Genomic DNA, 16,396 nt, shown 5'->3' with positions numbered 1-16,396 from the left:
GAGGCGGCTGTCTGCGTATCAATAACCCATGTCTTTTTTCTTATCGAGCTGAGCCTGCGCATCGGCAGGTAAGTAGAGGCGTGACTCGGTTTGAATGATTTTCGGCGGCAAGGTGCCATCCTTTTTAAATTTCTCCAGCGCATCGAACGCAGGACCTGCCATATTTGGGGTTAATTCAACGTTAGCGTTAGCCTCACCCGCCAGCATGGCTTTATAAATATCCGGCACACCATCAATCGAACCGGTCAGAATATCTTTACCCGGTTTCAGGCCCGCCTCTTTAATTGCCTGAATGGCCCCAATCGCCATGTCATCATTGTGGGCGTAAACCATACAGATATTTTTGCCGTTGTTTTCCGCTTTGATAAAGCTCTCCATCACCTCTTTACCTTTACTGCGGGTAAAATCACCGGACTGAGAGCGAATCACTTTGATATTCGGATGGTTGGCAATCGCCTCTGCAAACCCTTTTTTACGATCGATGGCAACGCTGGCCCCTACCGTTCCCTGCAGTTCCACCACGTTACACGGCTTATCGGCCACCGTTTTGACCAGCCAGTCGCCAATCAACTTCCCTTCCAGCACGTTATCCGCCGTCACGACGGCAAGATAGAGGGACTTGTCTTTCACCACGATGGCGCGATCCAACAGGAACACCGGAATTTTGGCATCTTTGGCCTCTTCCAACACCGGTTCCCAGCCTGTCTGCACCACTGGCGCAATAAAGATCGCATCCACGCCCTGTGCAATAAATGAGCGCACCGCTTTAATCTGGTTTTCCTGCTTCTGCTGGCCATCGGCAATTTTCAGCGTGATACCACGTTTCGCGGCTTCACTTTTTGCCACGCTGGTTTCGGCTGCACGCCAGCCCGATTCGGAGCCAACCTGAGAGAAACCCACCGTCATTGACGCAGCCAGTGCTGGGCCGACCATAGCTGCGCTCACCAGCGTGGAGAGAAGTAAACGTTTCCACATATTTTTTTTCCTCTAAAGGGATTATCTGTACAGGGTAAACAGCTTCACAAGCCTGGACTAAAATGCGGAGACTGATGGCGATGCACCTCACAAAACTAATTAAATCAAAGACGTTCCATCCTCAAAGCGAGCGGGGTTTTGCAGGCGAATATGGATAAACTGGCTAGGGCCGTCCGGGCGGAGTGTTAAATAATCGTAATAAAGTGAGCAGGTTAAAGCAGAATTATTTGGAAGCGATTACAACCACCCGTACTGATATCGTCATCGCCCACTGCGCGGGAGTAAAGCGCTGATTTGTGATGTTACGCACATCCTAAAATTTGCGCTGCCTGCGTAGGTATCAGGAAGGTGAATAGGCATCTGTCGACCCACAAATGGATGCCTTATACTCGTACCGGTAAAAACCCCCTGGTTTTTTCTCAGAATTAGCTGCTTTCATCTGATTTTTCATTTTTTTACTTCTCGCCTATAGACTCTGTCCGCAAGCTTCATATACTGGTCCGCTCATACTTAAGTTATCTATTATGGCAATCATGACTGCTCTCGATTACCTGATGAAATTTCGTAAAGTGAATAACCCGGAAAGTCTGGAAAAACTTTATGATCATCTGCACTACTCTCTGGACGATAATAAAGAACTGATCAATATGTATCGTGCCGCTGATCACCGCCGCGCTGAACTGGCCTCTGGTGGCAAACTTTACGATCTGGGCTGTGTGCCTAAAACCGTCTGGCATTACGTGCTATAACAGCAGCCGGCGGCTTAATTAAGCGGCAAATTATATTACATGCTATTATCACCGGTCTTTCCGCTTAAGACAGGTTCTGTAGTAATGAATGATTCCACACACTCACCCCGCATCGGTGGTTGGTTACTGTTGCCGCTGGCATGGCTTATTATGACCCTGCTAACCACCGCGCTGGTATTAGCACTCTACCTGTCACGTCTGGCTGACGATCAGTGGCGTACCCAACTGTTTTCTCTTGGGGGCAGTGCGCTGAGCTATTGGTTGATTTCTTTGCTGACGGCAGCGGCCATTTGGGCGTATAGCTTGTTCATCTGCTGGCTGTTTTTCAAACGTTCCAGCCGCTTACCGCGCCACTACATCATCTGGCTACTGCTGACCCTGGTATTGGCGGTCAAAACCTTTGCCTTTAGCCCGATTTCGGATCAACGCGCGTTGCAAACGTTGCTTCTCTCCCTGCTGGCGGCAGCCGGTTTTTCTGCGTATTTCAAGCGCTCTAAACGAGTGAAAGCCACGTTCACGCAGCCGTAATGGCGCGAGTTTCGTCAAGAATTTAATGCTGAGTGCTCTCCTTCGCCCTGATTCGCGGGGTGAAGGTTGAGATACGTCTGGTAATCCCTGATAATAAGGTGTTTTTCGACTCCCAGGCTTAATAATGACCAACTATTTACTTCTGTTTGTAGGCACCGTGCTGGTGAACAACTTCGTACTGGTGAAGTTTCTCGGCCTGTGTCCCTTCATGGGCGTCTCCAAAAAGCTGGAGACGGCGATTGGTATGGGGCTCGCCACGACTTTCGTTATTACGCTGGCCTCTATCTGTGCCTGGCTGGTCAACCATTTAATTCTGGTGCCGCTGGACCTCGTCTATTTACGTACGCTGGCGTATATCCTGGTGATCGCGGTTACCGTTCAGTTCACCGAAATGGTGGTACGTAAAACCAGCCCGTCACTCTATCGCCTGTTGGGTATCTTCTTACCGCTGATCACCACCAACTGTGCCGTGCTGGGTGTGCCACTGCTGAGCGTGAACCTCAATCACAATTTCATGCAGGCTGCGGTGTATGGCTTCAGCGCCTCACTGGGCTTCTCGCTGGTCATGGTGCTGTTCGCCGGTATACGTGAGCGTCTGGTATTGGCCAACGTTCCGGCTCCGTTTAAAGGTAACTCCATCGCGCTGGTCACCGCGGGATTAATGGCACTCGCGTTTATGGGCTTCACCGGGCTGGTGAAATTCTAATGACCGCGATTTGGATAGCTATTGTTGTTTTGAGTGCCCTTAGCCTGGTGTTTGGTGGGTTGTTAGGTTATGCCTCACGCCGCTTTGAAGTCGAAGAAGACCCGATTGTTGAGCAGATCGACGCGATACTACCGCAGAGCCAGTGTGGGCAGTGCGGCTACCCTGGCTGCCGTCCGTATGCAGACGCAGTGGGAAATAACGGTGAAGCGATCAACAAATGTGCACCGGGCGGTGAGCAAACCATGCTCAAACTGGCCGCGCTGCTCAACGTTGAGCCACAGCCTATCGATGGTGGCGAAGCCGCGAAAGAGCCGGTACGTACCGTGGCATGGATTGATGAAGCCAACTGCATCGGCTGTACCAAATGTATCCAGGCTTGCCCGGTCGATGCGATTGTCGGTGCGACCCGTGCCGTACACACGGTCCTGAGCGATGCCTGCACCGGCTGCGACCTCTGCGTTGCCCCCTGTCCGACCGACTGCATTGAGATGCGCCCGGTGGCTACCACTACGGCCAACTGGAAGTGGGATCTGCAAACTATTCCTGTTCGGGTGATCCCGGTAGAGACTCATGCTTAATATTTTCAATCTGTTTCGTAAAGAGAAAATCTGGGATTTCCAGGGCGGTATCCATCCGCCAGAAATGAAAACCCAGTCTAACGGCACGCCGCTCAGTCAGGTGCCGTTACCCGATCGGTTTATTATTCCCCTTAAACAGCATATTGGTAACGAGGGGGAGATCTGCGTCTCCCCAGGCGATCGTGTGTTGCGTGGCCAGGCCTTAACCTTTGGTACTGGCCGCATGCTGCCGGTACATGCCCCCACCTCGGGGACCGTCACCGCCATTGGCCCTCATATCACCGCCCACCCTTCCGGGTTGTCTGAACTGTGTATTTTTATCACGCCGGATGGTGAAGACCGCTGGACCGAGCTGACTCCGTTTACGGATTACCGTGAACACCCGCGCAGTGAAACTATTAGCCGTATTCACGAAGCGGGCGTTGCCGGGTTAGGGGGTGCAGGTTTCCCCACCGGGACTAAACTGCGCGGCGGCCTGCGTGGTGTAAAAACGCTGATTATCAATGCGGCCGAGTGCGAACCTTACATCACCGCTGATGACCGTCTGATGCAGGACTGTGCCGCTGAAGTGCTGGAGGGTTGCCGCATTCTGGCTTGGGTATTACAAGCAGACCGGGTGTTAATCGGCATTGAAGACAATAAACCCGAAGCGATTGCCGCGCTGAAGCAGGCGTTGGCGGGAAGCCGCGATCTGGAGCTGCGCGTTATCCCCACCAAATACCCTTCTGGTGGTGCCAAGCAGTTAACCAAAATTCTGACCGGTGTCGAAGTGCCGCATGGCGGTCGCTCAACGGATATCGGCGTGCTGATGCAGAACGTCGGGACAGCCTGGGCGGTTAAACGCGCCATTATCAACGGCGAACCCATCACCGAGCGTGTCGTGACCTTGACCGGTGAAGCCCTCAAGCAGCCACGTAATATCTGGGGACGTTTGGGATCGCCAGTTAGCCATCTGTTACAGCAAGGCGGTTTTACCCCCGCGCAACAGCAAATGGTGATCATGGGCGGCCCGCTGATGGGCTTTACCCTGCCCTCACTGGATGTGCCGATGGTGAAGATCACCAACTGCATCCTTGCGCCTTCCAGCAGTGAAATGGGCAACAACGATGAGGAGCAATCCTGCATTCGTTGTAGCGCCTGTGCGGACGCCTGCCCGGCGAATCTGCTGCCACAACAGTTGTTCTGGTACAGCCAGGGTGCCGATCACGATAAAGCCCGTGCGCACAACATTGATGACTGCATTGAGTGCGGTGCCTGCGCCTACGTCTGTCCAAGTAATATTCCGCTGGTGCAGTATTATCGTCAGGAGAAAGCCGAGCTGCGAGCCATTGATCTCGAAGCCCAGCGCACCGCTGAAGCCAAAAACCGCTTTGAAGCGCGTCAGGCGCGCCTTGAGCGTGAGAAACTGGCCCGTGAAGCCCGCCATGAGCAGACGAAGCAGCGTGTTTCACGCTCCGGGGAGAACAGTGAATCTGCTGCGGCTGATCGTAGCGCGCGAATTGCTGAAGCGCGCGCCGCTGCGGCTGAGACCCAGGCGGCCACGGCCCCTGTAGCCAAACAGGCGGAAGATCCGCGTAAAGCCGCAGTGGAAGCCGCACTAGCCCGTGCTAAAGCGAAGAAAGCTGCTGCTGCCGGAGCTGAACCTGCGCCGGTTGCTGAATCCGCACCCGTTGCCGAAGCTGCGGCGGTTGACCCACGTAAAGCCGCAGTGGAAGCCGCCATTGCCCGCGCTAAAGCGAAGAAAGCCGCTGCCGCCGGCGCTGAACCTGCGCCGGTTGCTGAGTCTGCCACCGAAGCGGCACCGGTCGACCCACGTAAAGCCGCAGTGGAAGCCGCCATTGCCCGTGCTAAAGCGAAGAAAGCCGCTGCCGCCGGAGCTGAACCTGCACCGGTTGCTGAGCCTGCCACCGAAGCGGCACCGGTCGACCCACGCAAAGCCGCAGTGGAAGCCGCCATTGCCCGTGCTAAGGCGAAGAAAGCCGCTGCCGCCGGAGCTGAACCTGCACCGGTTGCTGAGCCAGCACCAGCAGTTGAACCTGCCGCCGAAGCGGCACCGGTTGACCCACGCAAGGCCGCAGTGGAAGCCGCCATTGCCCGCGCTAAGGCGAAGAAAGCCGCTGCCGCCGGGGCTGAACCTGCACCGGTTACTGAGCCAGCACCAGCGGCTGAACCCGCCGCCGAAGCTGCACCGGTCGACCCACGTAAAGCCGCAGTGGAAGCCGCCATTGCCCGTGCTAAAGCAAAAAAGGCCGAGGCAGCGAAAGCGGAACCCGCAGCAGTAGAGAATCAGAATACGGTCACGGAAGAGACGGCGGTTGCACCTGCCGCGCCAGAAGATGCCCGAAAAGCAGCGGTAGCCGCTGCGATTGCCCGAGCTAAAGCGCGTAAAGCGCAGCAGCCGTCGACGACGATTGAGGATTAAATGGCTTTTCGTATTGCAAGTTCCCCTTACACCCACAATCGCCGCAGCACGGGCAACATCATGCTATTGGTGGTACTGGCTGCTGTGCCTGGCTTTGCGGCACAGTGCTGGTTCTTTGGCTACGGCAGCGTCATCCAGGTTCTGATTGCCACGCTCACCGCGTGGATTGCCGAGGCGGCGATTCTGCGCCTGCGCCGCGCGCCGGTAGTGCCAAACCTGGCGGATAACTCAGCGTTATTAACCGCCGTACTGATTGGTATCAGCCTGCCACCGTTAGCCCCGTGGTGGCTGGTGGTGATCGGCACCTTCTTCGCCATTGTGATTGCCAAACAGCTATATGGCGGTCTTGGACAAAATCCGTTTAACCCGGCGATGGTCGGTTATGTGGTGCTACTGATCTCATTCCCGGTACAGATGACCAGCTGGATGCCGCCGGAAGCCTTGCAGGTGATCCGTCCTGGTTTACTCGACTCCCTCAGCATGATCTTCACCGGCCATACGCTGGCTGGAGACACCATGCAGCAACTGGCGCTGGGTGCGGATGGCGTCAGCCAGGCAACGCCGCTGGATAATTTCAAAACCGGCCTGCGAGCGGGCCACAGCGCAGGACAACTGCTTGCAGAGCCGATCTATACCGGTGTGCTGGCGGGCCTGGGCTGGCAGTGGATTAACGTAGGGTATCTGCTGGGTGGTCTGTTCATGCTGTGGAAAAATGCCATTCGCTGGCAGATCCCGGTCAGTATGCTGGCGGCCCTGGCATTCTGCGCCACCCTGGGTTGGTGGTTCTCCCCTTCCAGCCTGAATACCCCGATGATCCACCTGTTCTCAGGCGCGACGATGTTGGGTGCGTTTTTCATCGCCACCGACCCCGTCACCGCCTCTACCACCAACCGTGGTCGCCTGATTTATGGCGCACTTATCGGCTTGCTGGTATGGCTGATCCGCAGCTTTGGTGGATATCCAGACGGTGTGGCCTTTGCCGTACTGTTGGCTAACATCTGTGTACCGTTAATTGATTACTACACCCAACCTCGGGTGTATGGCCACCGTAAGGAGTAAGCCATGCTGGACGCAATTCGTAAAAACGGCATGACGCTGGCCATCTTTGCCGCAGCCACTACCGGGGTGACTGCAGTGGTCTATCACGTCACCAAACCGACGGTGGAACACCAAACGGCATTGCAACAGAAAAACCTGCTGGATCAGGTGGTTCCGACCGAGCTGTATGACAACCGCATTCAGCAAGAGTGCTATGTGGTGGCCGATCCAGCGCTGGGAAACAGCAATCCACACCATCTGTATATTGCGCGTAAAGGCAACACGCCGGTCGCGGCCGCACTGGAGACCACAGCCCCTGACGGCTACTCTGGTAATATTCAGATGCTGGTGGGTGCCGATTTCCACGGCAAAGTGCTGGGGGTTCGCGTGGTTGAGCACCATGAAACACCTGGCCTCGGTGATAAAATCGAACTGCGTATCTCTAACTGGATCCTGAGTTTTAACGGTAAAGTGGTCCACGGTAGCGATGATAAGAATTTTGCGGTGAAAAAGGATGGCGGTGAATTTGATCAATTTACCGGTGCCACCATTACGCCTCGCGCGGTGGTGAATGCAACCAAACGCACCGCACTGTATATTGAAACCTTGCCAGACAAACTCGCGTCCCTGACCGAGTGTGGAGACAGCAATGAGTGAAGCTAAAGAACTGTTGATCGGTGGGCTGTGGAAGAACAACTCTTCCCTGGTGCAGCTGCTGGGGCTCTGTCCCCTGCTGGCCGTGACCTCTACCGCCACCAACGCCCTGGGGCTCGGGCTGGCGACGACGTTGGTTCTGACATTAACCAACAGTTTTATCTCACTGACCCGTCGCTGGGCACCGGCAGATATTCGTATTCCTATCTACGTGATGATTATCGCTTCGGTGGTGAGTTGCGTGCAGATGCTAATCAACGCCTATGCCTACGGATTGTATGAATCGTTAGGGATCTTTATCCCGCTGATCGTCACCAACTGTATTGTGGTGGGCCGTGCGGAAGCGGTCGCATCAAAAAGCAGCGTTCCGCTGGCGGCGCTGGATGGCTTCGCCATTGGTATGGGGGCAACCTGCGCGATGACCACGCTGGGCTGCATTCGCGAAATTATAGGCAGCGGCACCATTTTTGCCGGCGCTGATCAACTGCTGGGGCCGTGGGCCAAAGTCCTCAAAGTGCAGGTGGTGCATTTTGACTCCCCAATGCTCCTTGCCATGTTGCCACCAGGCGCATTTATCGGCCTGGGTATGTTGCTGGCAGGTAAATACCTGATTGACCAAAAAACCAAACAGCGTGCATTGAAACGCGGTGAGACAGTGGTGGAGTACAGTGCCCCTCAAGGCCACAGCCACGGTCATTAATTGCAGGAAGCCATGTGAATCAGAATAAACGCGTCGAGATCCTCAGTCGCTTACAACAAAATAATCCTCACCCGACCACGGAGCTGAATTTCAGCTCCTCTTTTGAACTCTTAATTGCGGTATTACTTTCCGCACAAGCGACCGATGTCAGTGTTAATAAAGCCACCGCCAGGCTCTATCCGGTGGCCAATACCCCCGCCGCAATGTTGGCACTCGGCGTGGATGGGGTAAAGGAGTACATCAAGACCATCGGCCTGTTTAACAGTAAGGCGGAAAATGTCATTAAGACTTGCCGCATTCTGCTGGAGCAGCATAACGGTGAAGTACCAGAAGATCGTGCAGCCCTGGAAGCACTGCCGGGCGTAGGCCGTAAAACCGCCAATGTGGTGTTGAATACCGCGTTCGGCTGGCCAACAATTGCCGTCGATACGCACATTTTTCGCGTCTGTAACCGGACCAACTTTGCCCCAGGAAAAAACGTGGAGCAAGTTGAAGATCGGCTGCTGAAAGTGGTGCCGAAGGATTTTAAAGTCGACTGCCACCACTGGTTGATTCTGCACGGTCGTTACACCTGTGTCGCCCGTAAACCGCGCTGTGGTTCCTGCCTAATTGAAGACCTGTGCGAATTTCGCGAGAAGGTCGATATTTAATCCTGCTATCGCCTGCCGCAAAACGGCAGGCGATGGTCTCAATGTTCTACCATCCAGCCGAGTTCCTGTGGGAACAACATGCGGCGCACTTCCGAATCATCCTGACGTAAGAAATCAGCGACCGTTTGCAATCCAAAGAACTCCAGGAATAGCGGGGTTTGCAGAATTAACATATCAAAGCCCGGCAACACCCGGTTACCGCTGGCGATCGCCGCTTGCAGTAACGGCGTCGGCTGGTTCTTCATCAGGATGTCGCACACCACGGCTGATGCATCGAAGTTGTGCGACGGCACCGGCAGCGGGTCACTTTTCTGCAGCCCCAGCGGTGAAGCATTGATGATCACATCAAAACCGGTGACATCGTTATCACTCGCTGCGATGCAATCCACGCCGAAGCTGGCGGTAATCGAACTGGCCAGGCGGGTTGCGCGATCGGTTTCTGGATCAAAAATAGCGAGGTGTGAAGGTTGTGTCGCGGCCAACGCAACGGCAATCGCACTGCCCGCACCACCTGCCCCTAACAGGAGAATACGTTTGCCTTGATAAGGCATCTCATAGCGCTCCAGCGATTTTACAAAACCCACGCCGTCGAACAGGTCTCCTTCAAGTTCCCCCTGCGCATTACGACGAATCGCATTGACGGCATTCGCCGTGGCTGCAATCTTAGAGCGTGAATCCACTAATTCAGCCGCATCGGTTTTATGTGGAATAGATAACACCATCCCCGCCGTATTTTCTGCCTTAAATATTTCGCGTACCGTCTCGACTAAATTATCCGGGCTCACCTGTAATGGCACCATTACGGCATCAATGCCGCATAACGGCAGCACCTTATTAAATATTTCCGGGGTACGAACCTGATCAATGGGATCGGCGACCATATAAAAAACGCGTGTTTTACCAGTTATCATTTTACTTTCCTCAACGTGCAAGAATCCCTTCAATCCGACCCACGTCGGATTGAATGAACAGGAAAAAATAAGGACGAGAGCGACGTTAGAAGGCTTCGCCCCAGGTGTCACTCAACATAAAGCCTTTTGCCAACGGATCTTCCGGGTCCCAGCCCATCTGTTCGATGCTGTAAATCCACGCCCGCCCCTGCACGCGAGGTAACACCGCCGGTTTATCAGCAACCGTGGTGGTGCCCAGCAGTTCAACGTTGAATTCGCTGCCAATAATTGACTGCGAGGTCAATTTGCTGCCGGTTTCCACCAGGCCACGCGCCGCCAGTGAAGCCAGATTCGCCGAGCTACCCGTACCGCAAGGCGAACGGTCAACGCGGCCTGGCGGTAGCGTGGTACAGGTTTGGTACACCGGATGGTTGTCCCGGTTGCGGAACATGGTGTATGCCACACTCTCAATGCCCGGATAGAGCGGATGTTTAACCTTGAACTGGCGATTCACCTGATTGCGGATTGCCACACCAAAATCTGCCAGCTTACGTGCATTCGCCGGTTCGATGGTCAGGCCAATCTGTTCAACGTCAACCAGCGCATAGTAGACGCCACCGAAGGCGATATCCGCTTTGATCGGACCAAACTCTTCGGTCTCAATCACCCGATCCAGCGCTTCAACAAATGACGCCACCATATCCAGAGAGACGCCAACGCAACGGCCATTGCTACAGGTAGCGCGTGCGGTGACCAGACCGGCAGGCGTATCAAGAATCACCTCGGTAATCGGTTCCTGCATCGGCACCATGCCCAGTTCCAGCAGCGCGGTCACCACACAAATCGAGTTACTGCCTGACATCGGGTGGGCTTTATCTGACTGTAAAACGATAAAGCCCGCGTGGGCTTCTGGCCGGGTGGGTGGCAGCAGCAGGTTAACCGACATCTGCAAACAGCCACGCGGTTCCATCGTGACCATTTTGCGCAGGCTATCGTCGACTTCGTTGATGTAATTCATTTTGTCGAGCATGGTCTCACCGGGGATGCTAATCACCCCACCGGTGATCACTTTCCCTATTTCACCTTCGCAGTGTACGCCCACGACCTGCAGTGTTCTGTTCCAACGCATGTTATTACCTCAATAAATCGCTATTTCTGGATAAAGTTGCACTTGCCTGAAGCTTAAAAGCGGTAGGCGCTAAAGGGAGCAAGATTAATGTCGCTGTTGCGTTGTACCGCCAGATCCGCAATTAAGCGGCCGGTCACCGCACCTAAAGTCAGGCCGAGTTGGCCGTGCCCAATCGCTAATAACACATTACTGAGCGTGGCTGAACGATCGATCACAGGCTTGGTATCGGGCAATAATGGACGATAGCCAACGCCAAACTCAACCTCTTGCGTATTCATCTGCGGCAGCACTTTACGCGCTTTGGCTAAAATCAATTCCGCACGTTTAAAATTCGGCTGCGTGCTGTTACCGGCAAATTCGATGGTACCGCCAATCTGTAAACCACGCGTCATGGGGGTGAAGCAGAAACCACCATCACCATAAATAATCGAGTGATTCAGCGAGACACCCGGATTTTTCACCACAGCCTGATAGCCCGCAACCGGCTGTAACGGCACGTTAATCCCCAGTTGATTAAAGAAGCGACGCGCCCCAATCCCCGAAGAGACCACAAAGTGATCCGCGCTGATGTTTTCGCCGCTGTTCAGTACCACAGCCGTAGCACGTTGGCCTGATTGCTGGAAATGGCTCACGCTGGCTTTAATGCGCTTGCCCCCTTTGGCGAGGAAACGCTGCGTCAGCGCGACAATAAAACCTTCGGTATCAGTAACGAAACGCCACTGTGGCAGCACAATGCCGTGATTGAATTTACCGGCCAGCGTCGGCTCAAGTGCGGCAATCTCATCACCGTTCACAATCTGGCTGGCAAAACCCAGCTGCTTGCGCAACACATTATGCTCACGCTCGCTATCAACGCCAGCAGGTGAATCAAACACCTGCATCACCGGGCGATTGACGATCAGCGCCTGTAATTCAGGTTCATCCAGCAACTGGGCATAGTCATCAAACACTCGCCGTGTCAGCGTCGCCATGGATTGCGCAATATCCTCAATACGAGAATGGCGAGCATTACCGAGAAAACGCATAAACCAGGGGATCAATCCCGGTAATGCCTGCGGGCGAAGTGCCAGCGGGCCGGTTTGATCCAACATCCAGCCAGGGATTTTGGTTAAAATACCCGGTTTAGACAGTGGGATAATTTCCCCTACCGAGAGTTGGCCACAGCTCCATTTTGCCGTGCTTTCTCCTGCATCTGCCGGGTCGATCAACGTGACGTCTACCCCTTCGCGTTGCAGATAAAGCGCACAGCACACACCCACAATTCCACCACCGACAATCACTGCATGTTCACCCGCTGCTGCGGTTGGCTTACCGGAAATCGTATTCAACTGACAAACCCTCACCAAAAATAAACTTGCCCGCTCACCAAAAGCCCGCTGTTAATAAGCAAAGCGCCGGAGCATTTTGCCTTCCACCAGCCCGACCAGGCGCGTGAGTGGATAAGCCACACAGAAATAGATAATCCCGGTTGCGGTTAAAAACTCGACCGGCTGAGCGGTACTGTTCGAAATGTTCTGTCCTACAAACATCAGATCGGCAATTCCGACGGACGAGATCAGCGCACTCTCTTTAAATAAGCTCACCACGTTGGAGAGCAGCGGCGGAATCGAACGCAGTAACGTTTGCGGCATCACCACGTAAATCACTTTCACCGCTGAAGTCAGGCCCAGTGCGATACAGGCGTCATGCTGCTCACCGGCAATTGATTTCAGCGCACCACGGAATGTTTCGCTGGTTATTGCGGCCATGTAGGCGGTGAGTGCAATAATCACCGAAATATAAGGTGGAATTTGCAGACGAAATACCACCGGCAAACAGAAGAAGATCCAGAACAGCTGAATCAGCAACGGTGTGCCACGGAAGAATTCAACAAACAGCGTCAGCGGCCAGGTGATCCACTTCTTGCCGGAAGCTCGCAGCAAACAAATCATAAAGCCCAGAACAGAACCCAACAGGGCACTGCTGAGCGTGAAAACCAGCGTCAGCCCCAACCCTTTCAGCAGAATTTGCCAGTAAGAAAAAACGGTGGTGAAATCAAGAGCCATGGCTTTTTCTCCTTAGCGCTGCGTGGCTGCGTCCTGACGACGCTCAATAATGTGCACAAGTTTGGAAAACGGCACCGACATAAAGAAGTAGACAAGCGCCACCAGCGAGTAGATCTCCAGCGGACGGTAGGAGTCTGTGGCAATACTCTTCGCGACATACATCAGATCTGAGATGGCAACAATCGCTACCAGCGCACTCTGCTGCAGAGTCCCGATGCCATTGGTCAGTAACACCGGCAGTGAGGTGCGCAGTGCCTGTGGCAAAATCACATACAGGGTACGTTGGTAAGGCTTAAGCCCCAGCGCTACACAAGCATCGAGATGTTCACGCGGCACTGCCTGCACACCGGCACGATAGGCTTCAGCATTGAAGGCACTCAGGTTGAGTCCCAGAGCTAATACGCCCATGACAAACGGATCAATAAAGAAATCCACCATCATCGGAATACAGTAGAAGAACCAAATAATTTGCAGCAGCGCTGGAGTACAACGGAAAAATTCAATAAAGAGCTGCGTAGGAAAACGAATGATTTTCCACGGACTCATTGCCATCAAACACAACACAAATCCCAACACAATCCCCATGGCATTAGCCGCCAGGGCTAATTCAATGGTGACTTTTAATCCGCCTAACAGTTCACCGATGTGCCCCGTCAGAAAACTAAAATCAAAGTGATAATCCATTTTTCAGTACCCACTACAGATGAAGGACTTTATTAAGGAACTCGCGGGTGCGTGGCTGCTGTGGGCATTTAAATATCTGATCCGGCGGCCCCTCTTCCACCACTTTGCCCCCGGCGCAGAACACCACCCGCGTGGCGATGTCACGGGCAAAATGCATGTCGTGTGTGACAATGATCATGGCCATTTTCTGTTCCGCCAGTTTCAACATCACGTTCTGCACCTCGACCACCATTTCGGGGTCCAGCGCGGAAGTCACCTCATCGAACAGCATCAGCTGCGGTTCCAGCATCAGGGCACGCGCAATCGCAACACGCTGTTTTTGCCCGCCCGAAAGCTGGCTGGGGTACGCATTCAGCTTGCTCTCCAGACCCAACAGGCTCATGTATTTACGCGCACTTTCGGTGGCATCTTTCAGTGACATCCCTCTGACCTTGACGGGTGCCAGCGTCAAATTGCTTAACACCGAAAGATGGGGGAATAGCGTGTAGTGCTGAAACACCATGCCAATTTTTTTCTGGATCTCGCTATCAATGCGCTGATGTTTATGGCCGGTCCCGGCAATGTAGGTCTCACCTTCAAAACGGATTTCGCCCCTTTCGACCTCTTCCAGCCCCATCATCACGCGTAATAAGGTACTTTTACCGCTGCCGCTTGGTCCGATAATCACCAAACGGTCGTCTGCCCGCATATCGAGATTTAATCCGTCCATCACGATTAATTTGTCGCTGTAGGCTTTGTAAACATCGCGGAACTGCACGAACTTGCCAGCCGCGACCAGCGGGCTGACGGTCTCACGTGAATTGTCGAGTGACAAATCCTCTTTAGTCGCTAACGAATGCATGACTCTCTCTCCAGTGCGTGGCGCACGGTTGGTCTGTTTCCAGTGAGTAACCCGTAGAAAACAAACAGCCTACGGGCCAAAAGCATTAATGGGCTTGTGCGAGCGTGGCTTGTACCGATTGTTTGAGGAGCTTATCGACTTCACCATTGCTACGCTCCGTCTGAATGAACTGGTTAAGTTCATCAACATCTGCCGCTGGCGTATCTTTACGCACGCCAATAGCAATACCCTGTGACGCCAGCAGAGGATTTGGCACCAGGATGTTCACCCAGTCTTCATGCGCCGATTTCAGCAACATGTTGGACATGTTGTCATCCGCCAGAACATCACCACGTTTCGACATCAGGGCCAGGCGCGTCTCATCAAAGCCAGGCAGACGCATAATGCGGGCCTGTTTCAGTTCGCCAGACACAGCTTTATCCGCGGCAGTCCCTGACATCACAATGACGGTGATATTCGGTTTATCGATATCGGCCAACTGGTGTGAGCCTGGGGCGATTTTGGGGTTCTTTTTGTTGTAGGCAAACGTGATGCTGTAGTCGACAGCGGGCGCAGAAAAGGCGATGGCTTTGCGCCGTTCGGGGGTATCGTTCAGGGGCAGGGAGATATCCCATTTTTCAGACTGCAAACCCGCGACAATGTTGTCCCAGTTGGTATCGACAAATTCAGGTTTTACTTTCAGTACGTCAGTCGCGAAGTGGCGACACAGTTCCGGGAAAATACCGGAGTAATCACCGGTTCTTGGGTCGCGCATCACATAGGGCGGAGAAGCGGCGACACCACAACGCAGCACGCCGCTGGCTTTTACCTGTTGCCACCGGCTGGCATCATCCGCATGAGAAGGCATAGCGACCAGCAAACTGCTCAGAAAAAGGCTACAACTTATCGTCTTGCTAACGGTCCTGAAAATAGTAAACATGTTCTGCATCCTCGATTTTAATTTTATAAAACGCTGGTGTTGCTAAAGAAACACGATGCCTGCAAGTCCCTCACGCCCGGCGCTTTCACACGCTGCGAAATCCGCCTTTCGTTGCATATAATTTGTCGACAATGACAACATTCTGTCAACGGGATTAGTTCAAAAGTGTGATAGGTTTTTCATATATTAGAATTTCCCTGATTTTACAGGAAATTAATAATACCTAACAAAATCAATGCATTGGAAGGTTATCACTGTTATTTATCACTAATGGTCGACAAAATGTCGACTATTGGTTTTAATGTGGCCTTGCAATTGCAGTAATCCCACATTAACCAACGACAGGAAGAGTGATATGCCAATGATTCGGGTTGAAATGCTGACAGGCAGAACAGAAGCACAGCGTATTGAGTTAGTAGAAGCGCTGACCACAGAGACCGCCAGAATAGCCAAATGCCCAGCGGCAGATATTCAGGTCATTGTGAGCGAAGTGGAACGCACCCATTGGGCCGTGGGTGGTGTGTTAAACAAGGTCAGCAGCGAAAGCAACGTCGTATAGTGAGTAAAAGCCGGGACTGCCGAGCCTGTCCATGCTTTTGTTTCATCGCCTGATTTTGATGTGTGTAGTTTATTACCATCAAAGAGAGGTTTTTTGACATCCTCCCCCACCTTCACGCTACGCGACTCAGGTGGGGGATCCCCATTACAGGGTGGCTACCTGATTGCTCAGTCGCCGGGTTCCTGCTGCTGACGGCATTAACGCACCGTTCACTTCACAGGCTAAAACGGCATGTCCTGCCGCTAAAATATTACGCGCGCCGTTTATATCCGCGTTCTCTTTATAACCGCACGCAATACAAATAAAGCGGGATTGAGACTGACGGTTAT

The 16,396-nt window shown here is 53.5% G+C and carries 19 protein-coding genes; 10 read left to right on the top strand and 9 right to left on the bottom strand.

Going from position 1 to position 16,396, the window contains the following annotated elements; translation table 11 throughout:
• Positions 1-18: 18 nt before the first annotated feature.
• On the bottom strand, positions 19-975 hold the full coding sequence (gene ytfQ / locus F3J40_RS18450; protein WP_167016902.1) for a galactofuranose ABC transporter, galactofuranose-binding protein YtfQ: 957 nt from the start codon (positions 973-975) through the stop codon (positions 19-21).
• A gap of 533 nt (positions 976-1,508) precedes the next feature.
• On the opposite strand from ytfQ, the gene ydgT reads away from it, so the two are divergent.
• From ydgT to nth, 9 genes are all read left to right on the top strand, one after another.
• Complete coding sequence (ydgT, locus tag F3J40_RS18445) at positions 1,509-1,724, top strand: transcription modulator YdgT (protein ID WP_167016901.1); 216 nt, start codon at positions 1,509-1,511, stop codon at positions 1,722-1,724.
• 84 nt (positions 1,725-1,808) lie between these two features.
• A complete protein-coding gene (locus F3J40_RS18440) occupies positions 1,809-2,252 on the top strand; it encodes a DUF2569 domain-containing protein (protein ID WP_017348902.1) in 444 nt (147 codons plus the stop codon).
• Between the two features lie 124 nt (positions 2,253-2,376).
• Entirely contained in the window at positions 2,377-2,958 is a 582-nt protein-coding gene (gene rsxA, locus F3J40_RS18435; RefSeq protein WP_017348903.1) for an electron transport complex subunit RsxA, read from the top strand.
• Positions 2,958-3,536, top strand: a complete 579-nt coding sequence (gene rsxB, locus F3J40_RS18430; protein WP_167016900.1) for an electron transport complex subunit RsxB — start codon at positions 2,958-2,960, stop codon at positions 3,534-3,536. Before rsxA ends, rsxB begins: the two co-directional genes overlap by 1 nt.
• Complete coding sequence (gene rsxC / locus F3J40_RS18425) at positions 3,529-5,958, top strand: electron transport complex subunit RsxC (RefSeq protein WP_167016899.1); 2,430 nt, start codon at positions 3,529-3,531, stop codon at positions 5,956-5,958. The genes rsxB and rsxC overlap by 8 nt, the downstream gene beginning before the upstream one ends.
• On the top strand, positions 5,959-7,017 hold the full coding sequence (gene rsxD / locus F3J40_RS18420; protein ID WP_017348906.1) for an electron transport complex subunit RsxD: 1,059 nt from the start codon (positions 5,959-5,961) through the stop codon (positions 7,015-7,017).
• A gap of 3 nt (positions 7,018-7,020) precedes the next feature.
• Positions 7,021-7,653, top strand: a complete 633-nt coding sequence (rsxG, locus tag F3J40_RS18415; protein WP_017348907.1) for an electron transport complex subunit RsxG — start codon at positions 7,021-7,023, stop codon at positions 7,651-7,653.
• Entirely contained in the window at positions 7,646-8,350 is a 705-nt protein-coding gene (locus F3J40_RS18410) for an electron transport complex subunit E (protein WP_167016898.1), read from the top strand. Before rsxG ends, F3J40_RS18410 begins: the two co-directional genes overlap by 8 nt.
• Positions 8,351-8,364: 14 nt before the next feature.
• Positions 8,365-9,000: an endonuclease III gene (gene nth / locus F3J40_RS18405; RefSeq protein WP_017348909.1), complete on the top strand. Its 636-nt coding sequence runs from the start codon at positions 8,365-8,367 to the stop codon at positions 8,998-9,000.
• 38 nt (positions 9,001-9,038) lie between these two features.
• Here the strand turns inward: nth and F3J40_RS18400 are convergent, their stop codons facing one another.
• From F3J40_RS18400 to F3J40_RS18370, 7 genes are all read right to left on the bottom strand, one after another.
• Positions 9,039-9,911, bottom strand: a complete 873-nt coding sequence (locus tag F3J40_RS18400; RefSeq protein ID WP_167016897.1) for a shikimate dehydrogenase family protein — start codon at positions 9,909-9,911, stop codon at positions 9,039-9,041.
• 85 nt (positions 9,912-9,996) lie between these two features.
• The gene (locus tag F3J40_RS18395) at positions 9,997-11,019 is read right to left on the bottom strand and encodes a proline racemase family protein (RefSeq protein WP_167016896.1); all 1,023 of its coding nucleotides are present in this window, start codon (positions 11,017-11,019) and stop codon (positions 9,997-9,999) included.
• 53 nt (positions 11,020-11,072) lie between these two features.
• Entirely contained in the window at positions 11,073-12,347 is a 1,275-nt protein-coding gene (locus F3J40_RS18390) for an NAD(P)/FAD-dependent oxidoreductase (RefSeq protein WP_167016895.1), read from the bottom strand.
• A 51-nt stretch (positions 12,348-12,398) separates the two neighbouring features.
• Positions 12,399-13,064 carry an amino acid ABC transporter permease gene (locus F3J40_RS18385; RefSeq protein WP_167016894.1) on the bottom strand — a complete coding sequence of 222 codons (666 nt, stop codon included), beginning with the start codon at positions 13,062-13,064 and terminating at the stop codon, positions 12,399-12,401.
• Between the two features lie 12 nt (positions 13,065-13,076).
• Positions 13,077-13,748, bottom strand: a complete 672-nt coding sequence (locus F3J40_RS18380; protein ID WP_167016893.1) for an amino acid ABC transporter permease — start codon at positions 13,746-13,748, stop codon at positions 13,077-13,079.
• 13 nt (positions 13,749-13,761) lie between these two features.
• Positions 13,762-14,589: an amino acid ABC transporter ATP-binding protein gene (locus F3J40_RS18375; protein ID WP_017348915.1), complete on the bottom strand. Its 828-nt coding sequence runs from the start codon at positions 14,587-14,589 to the stop codon at positions 13,762-13,764.
• An 85-nt stretch (positions 14,590-14,674) separates the two neighbouring features.
• A complete protein-coding gene (locus F3J40_RS18370; protein WP_205297432.1) occupies positions 14,675-15,436 on the bottom strand; it encodes a transporter substrate-binding domain-containing protein in 762 nt (253 codons plus the stop codon).
• Positions 15,437-15,809: 373 nt separating this feature from the next.
• On the opposite strand from F3J40_RS18370, the gene F3J40_RS18365 reads away from it, so the two are divergent.
• Complete coding sequence (locus F3J40_RS18365) at positions 15,810-16,067, top strand: tautomerase family protein (RefSeq protein WP_167016891.1); 258 nt, start codon at positions 15,810-15,812, stop codon at positions 16,065-16,067.
• 144 nt (positions 16,068-16,211) lie between these two features.
• Here F3J40_RS18365 and F3J40_RS24945 read toward each other — a convergent pair.
• A partial coding sequence (locus tag F3J40_RS24945) for a zinc ribbon domain-containing protein (protein ID WP_240155530.1) occupies positions 16,212-16,396 on the bottom strand: 185 nt, incomplete at its 5' end.

The sequence above is a fragment of the Candidatus Pantoea multigeneris genome, from assembly GCF_011752615.1.
GTDB lineage: Bacteria > Pseudomonadota > Gammaproteobacteria > Enterobacterales > Enterobacteriaceae > Pantoea > Pantoea multigeneris.
The sequence above is the reverse complement of the archived record's forward strand: the minus strand, read 5'-3'. Positions and strand labels throughout refer to the sequence as shown.

Coding starts and splice junctions, on each gene's coding strand:
- F3J40_RS18380 (WP_167016893.1), bottom strand. CDS start 13,748: ATGGATTATCACTTTGATTTTAGTTTTCTGACGGGGCACATCGGTGAA.
- rsxG (WP_017348907.1), top strand. CDS start 7,021: ATGCTGGACGCAATTCGTAAAAACGGCATGACGCTGGCCATCTTTGCC.
- rsxB (WP_167016900.1), top strand. CDS start 2,958: ATGACCGCGATTTGGATAGCTATTGTTGTTTTGAGTGCCCTTAGCCTG.
- F3J40_RS18410 (WP_167016898.1), top strand. CDS start 7,646: ATGAGTGAAGCTAAAGAACTGTTGATCGGTGGGCTGTGGAAGAACAAC.
- rsxC (WP_167016899.1), top strand. CDS start 3,529: ATGCTTAATATTTTCAATCTGTTTCGTAAAGAGAAAATCTGGGATTTC.
- F3J40_RS18385 (WP_167016894.1), bottom strand. CDS start 13,064: ATGGCTCTTGATTTCACCACCGTTTTTTCTTACTGGCAAATTCTGCTG.
- F3J40_RS18440 (WP_017348902.1), top strand. CDS start 1,809: ATGAATGATTCCACACACTCACCCCGCATCGGTGGTTGGTTACTGTTG.
- F3J40_RS18395 (WP_167016896.1), bottom strand. CDS start 11,019: ATGCGTTGGAACAGAACACTGCAGGTCGTGGGCGTACACTGCGAAGGT.
- F3J40_RS18365 (WP_167016891.1), top strand. CDS start 15,810: ATGTGGCCTTGCAATTGCAGTAATCCCACATTAACCAACGACAGGAAG.
- rsxA (WP_017348903.1), top strand. CDS start 2,377: ATGACCAACTATTTACTTCTGTTTGTAGGCACCGTGCTGGTGAACAAC.
- F3J40_RS18400 (WP_167016897.1), bottom strand. CDS start 9,911: ATGATAACTGGTAAAACACGCGTTTTTTATATGGTCGCCGATCCCATT.
- F3J40_RS18370 (WP_205297432.1), bottom strand. CDS start 15,436: ATGCCTTCTCATGCGGATGATGCCAGCCGGTGGCAACAGGTAAAAGCC.
- ydgT (WP_167016901.1), top strand. CDS start 1,509: ATGACTGCTCTCGATTACCTGATGAAATTTCGTAAAGTGAATAACCCG.
- F3J40_RS18375 (WP_017348915.1), bottom strand. CDS start 14,589: ATGCATTCGTTAGCGACTAAAGAGGATTTGTCACTCGACAATTCACGT.
- rsxD (WP_017348906.1), top strand. CDS start 5,959: ATGGCTTTTCGTATTGCAAGTTCCCCTTACACCCACAATCGCCGCAGC.
- ytfQ (WP_167016902.1), bottom strand. CDS start 975: ATGTGGAAACGTTTACTTCTCTCCACGCTGGTGAGCGCAGCTATGGTC.